Source organism: Vibrio sp. D173a (assembly GCF_030248475.1).
In genome coordinates this window covers 1-698 of the sequence record NZ_JAHGAH010001273.1, presented here as the reverse complement: position 1 = coordinate 698, position 698 = coordinate 1, and the positions used below count along the sequence as shown (strand labels likewise).

Annotated in this window: 1 protein-coding gene; it reads left to right on the top strand. The window is 49.9% G+C overall.

All coding sequences use genetic code 11. From position 1 onward, the window contains the following. Positions 1-128: 128 nt before the first annotated feature. Positions 129-698 (top strand): VWA domain-containing protein (locus tag KIV40_RS32790; RefSeq protein WP_285353549.1); only part of this gene is annotated, 570 nt, incomplete at its 3' end.

Sequence of the window (698 nt, the reverse complement as noted above, 5' to 3'; positions counted from 1 at the left end):
AGCGAGGCGTGGCAGCGAACTCTATATCAGAGCGAGCGGACTCCAATCGATCCCTCAACGCGCAACATGTTGATCGATGATTGTATCTATTGGGTTCGCCATGCATTGCCACCAAAGAGAGCTCAATTATGAGTAGTTTGTTGAATATTGAATTTGTGTGGTGGTGGATGTTTTTGCTGTTGCCGTTACCACTGCTTGTACTTCGTTTGGCACCAGCCGCCAAGCCAACAGACACACTGACACTGCCTTTTTTACCTAGCAACATCAACGGTAAAGCGCCTAGCACTCGCCTACCTAAAGTTCTAGCCTCGTTGATATGGCTGATGTTAATCACGGCCAGTGCCAGACCCGTCTGGTTCGGAGAGCCAGTGGAGTTTCAACCTAAACACCGTGACTTGATGTTAGTGGTCGATCTCTCTTACTCAATGAGCCAAGAGGATATGGCGTTTAATGGCGAGTACATCGACCGTTTATCAGCGGTGAAACACGTACTGAGTGACTTCATCGATAAGCGCAAAGGAGATCGCGTCGGACTCGTACTGTTTGCCGATCACGCCTATCTGCAAACGCCTCTTACACTCGACAGAAACACACTCAGCCAGCAACTTAATCAAGCGGTGTTGAGACTCATCGGCACTCAAACGGCGATTGGCGACGGCATTGGCCTTGCCACCAAAACCTTTGTCGACAGTGACGCG